Source organism: Sanguibacter massiliensis, from assembly GCF_900240335.1.
Taxonomy (GTDB): Bacteria; Actinomycetota; Actinomycetes; order Actinomycetales; family Cellulomonadaceae; genus Flavimobilis; species Flavimobilis massiliensis.
Map to the genome: position 1 here is coordinate 1 of NZ_LT964988.1, position 2,930 is coordinate 2,930.

The following is a 2,930-nucleotide window of genomic DNA, read 5'->3' on the forward strand; positions in this document are numbered from 1 at the left end:
CATCTGCATCTCTCATCAGCATCTCGACTTCCTTATTCAAAATCACTGCTTGATCTCCTAACGTCCTTGCTCTCTCCGTGTTATTTTTTTTTGTCTTCGTCGGCCGCACAAGATGTGTAACAGCGAAGGAGGTGCCCGCCGGCACCGGATGTAGAAAAGGCGCCCGGCCCCCCCCGCGCCCCCTGCCCCCCCGCCTCTCGATCCAGGAGGTCGTCGTCGACTGTGCCGACCCCGCCGCTCTCGCCACCTTCTGGGCCGGGCTCCTCCGCACCCGCTGGGTGCTGCGCCACGACGGCTGGGCCGTCGTCGACGCCGATCCGCTGCTCCTCGCGTTCCAGCAGGTCCCGGAGCCGAAGGGCTCTCCGAAGAACCGCCTTCACCTCGACATCCTCGTGACGGATGCCGACGCGGAGACGGCCCGTGCGGTCGCGCTCGGCGCCACCGTCACGGGCACGCGCGAGCTGGGGCCCGACGGCGACGGGTTCGTCGTCCTCCAGGACCCGGAGGGCAACGAGCTGTGCCTCGTCGTCGACAACGGCGGCGGCTGGACCGCGGGAACGCGCACGGCGCTCGACGAACGCGGCGCCGCGGGCTGAGCGGCGCTCAGCCCGCAGCCGACGCGGTCCCGCGCCTGAGCCCGACGGGCCCGACACGGCGGGCGTCATAGACGAGCACGGAGACCAGCGCGAAGAACGCGACCGCCGAGACGAGATGGAGCACGAGGCCCGACGGTGACGCATCCGCGCCGGGTGACGAGCATGACGCCGACGACGGCGACGAGGCGCGCACCGCGCACCTGTGCCTCACGTCGCTCGGGGGTGCTCACAGGTCGACCGTAGGGCGACGGCGGGCGCGGTGCCTCCAACCCTGGGGTGATTTCGTGCGCATCGCGGCAGGTTGCGGCGCGCCGCGTCGAGCAGCAGCTCCCCCGAAAGCACGAGGCCCGGCATCCCTCACGGGGTGCCGGGCCTCGCTGGTCAACGCTGCGCTCAGGCGGCGACGACCTTGATCTTGAGGTTCGCGGCGACCTCGGCGTGCAGACGCACCGACACGGTGTAGTCACCGGTCGACTTGATCGTCTGGCCGACCTCGATCTTGCGACGGTCAAGCTTGGGGCCGCCGGCGGCCTCGACGGCCGCGGCGATGTCCGCGGTCGTCACGGCGCCGAAGAGACGGCCACCGTTGCCGGCCTTCGCCGAGACGGTGAACGGCTTGCCCTGGAGCGCGTCGCGCACGGCGCGGGCGTCCTCGAGCGTCGCGATCTCGCGGGCCTTGCGGGCCTTGCGGATCGCGGTGACCTCGGACTCGGCGCCCTTCGACCAGGCGGTCGCCAGGCCACGGGGGACGAGGTAGTTGCGCGCGTAACCGTCCTTGACGGTGACGACGTCGCCGGGCTCACCGAGGCCGGAGACCTCGTGCGTGAGGATGAGCTTTGCCATCTTCTGTGACTTCCCTTCGTGGCGCCGGCTCAGCGAGCCGAGGACGAGTAGGGCAGGAGGGCCATCTCACGCGCGTTCTTCACGGCGCGCGCGATCTGACGCTGCTCCTGGACGGAGACACCCGTGACGCGGCGCGCACGGATCTTCCCGCGGTCAGAGATGAACTTGCGCAGGAGCGCGGAGTCCTTGTAGTCGACGACGTCGATCTTCGCGGACTTCAGCGGGTTGGACTTCTTCTTGGGCTTGCGAACAACGGCCTTGGCCATCGTGGGGGCTCCTTGTCAGGTGCTGTCCCTCCGCGCCGCGCGGCGGGCGGAGGGTCGTCGTGTCTGTGTCCCGGGCGGGGACGGTCAGAACGGGGGCTCGTCGGAGAAGCCGCCGCCGGAGGAGGCGGGACCGGACGTGGCCCACGGGTCGCTCTGCTGCTGGTAGCCACCGCCACCACCACCCTGGGGGGCGCCGCCGAAACCGCCACCACCGCCGCCACCCGAGCGCTGGGCTCGCGTGACCTTGGCGGAGGCGTACCGCAGGGACGGACCGATCTCGTCCACCTGCAGCTCGACGACGGTGCGCTTCTCACCCTCACGGGTCTCGTACGACCGCTGGGTCAGCCGACCCTGAGCGATGACGCGCATGCCCTTGGTGAGGGTCTCTGCGACGTTTTCGGCGGCCTCGCGCCAGATCGAGCAGCGGAGGAACAGCGCGTCGCCGTCCTTCCACTCGTTCGTCTGGCGGTCGAAGGTGCGGGGCGTGGAGGCCACCGTGAAGTTGGCCACCGCTGCACCCGAGGGGGTGAAACGGAGCTCCGGGTCCGCGGTGAGGTTTCCCACCACGGTGATGACGGTGTCACCAGCCATTGCCTACTCCTTCGAGGTGTACGGGACCCACCGGCTGCTGCCGGCGGGGGTGGAGCGTTGAGACGTCAGGAAGCGTCGGCCTCGGCGGGAACCTCGGCGGCGACGGCGGGGGCCGCAGCAGCCTTGGACTCCTCGCGGCGGAGCACCTTCGTGCGCAGGACGACCTCGTTGAGGCCGAGCTGGCGGTCGAGCTCCTTGGCGGTCGCGGGCGACGCGGTGAAGTCGACCACCGCGTAGATGCCCTCGGACTTCTTCTTGATGTCGTAGGCGAGACGACGGCGGCCCCAGATGTCGACCTTGTCGACGGACCCACCCTCGGTCGTGACGACCGTGAGGTACTTGTCGAGCGACGGGGCGACGGTGCGCTCCTCGATCTCGGGATCAAGGATGATCATCAGCTCGTACTGACGCAGGCTCATACCCACCTCCTCTGGACTTGGCGGCCACGGGATTTCCGTGACAGGAGGGTTGTGCGTCTCCCTGCGGCGGGCACGTCCGATGGCGGACGGTCGACGCAGGGCAGGGTGTCAGGGTACCGGAAACGTCGGCACCCTCACCAACGGTGTGACGGACCGCTCAGGTGCGGCCCCGTCGTGCGGGGCGTCAGCCGTCGCTGGAGGGCGGGGCTGGGGCC

Annotated in this window: 5 protein-coding genes; 1 reads left to right on the forward strand and 4 read right to left on the reverse strand. The window is 69.8% G+C overall.

Features of this window, described 5'->3' with window-relative positions; genetic code table 11:
* The first annotated feature begins 131 nt into the window (after window positions 1–131).
* The gene (locus C1729_RS14085) at window positions 132–596 is read left to right on the forward strand and encodes a VOC family protein (RefSeq protein WP_242493921.1); all 465 of its coding nucleotides are present in this window, start codon (window positions 132–134) and stop codon (window positions 594–596) included.
* Window positions 597–989: 393 nt separating this feature from the next.
* Here C1729_RS14085 and rplI read toward each other — a convergent pair whose 3' ends face one another.
* The 4 genes from rplI to rpsF form a co-directional block, all read right to left on the reverse strand.
* Window positions 990–1,439 (reverse strand): 50S ribosomal protein L9, encoded by a 450-nt coding sequence (gene rplI, locus C1729_RS14095; protein WP_102510776.1) that lies wholly within the window; start codon window positions 1,437–1,439, stop codon window positions 990–992.
* Window positions 1,440–1,468: 29 nt separating this feature from the next.
* A complete protein-coding gene (rpsR, locus tag C1729_RS14100) occupies window positions 1,469–1,705 on the reverse strand; it encodes a 30S ribosomal protein S18 (RefSeq protein WP_102510777.1) in 237 nt (78 codons plus the stop codon).
* A gap of 84 nt (window positions 1,706–1,789) precedes the next feature.
* Entirely contained in the window at window positions 1,790–2,296 is a 507-nt protein-coding gene (locus C1729_RS14105; protein WP_102510778.1) for a single-stranded DNA-binding protein, read from the reverse strand.
* Between the two features lie 65 nt (window positions 2,297–2,361).
* Window positions 2,362–2,715: a 30S ribosomal protein S6 gene (gene rpsF, locus C1729_RS14110; protein ID WP_102510779.1), complete on the reverse strand. Its 354-nt coding sequence runs from the start codon at window positions 2,713–2,715 to the stop codon at window positions 2,362–2,364.
* Window positions 2,716–2,930: the final 215 nt, after the last annotated feature.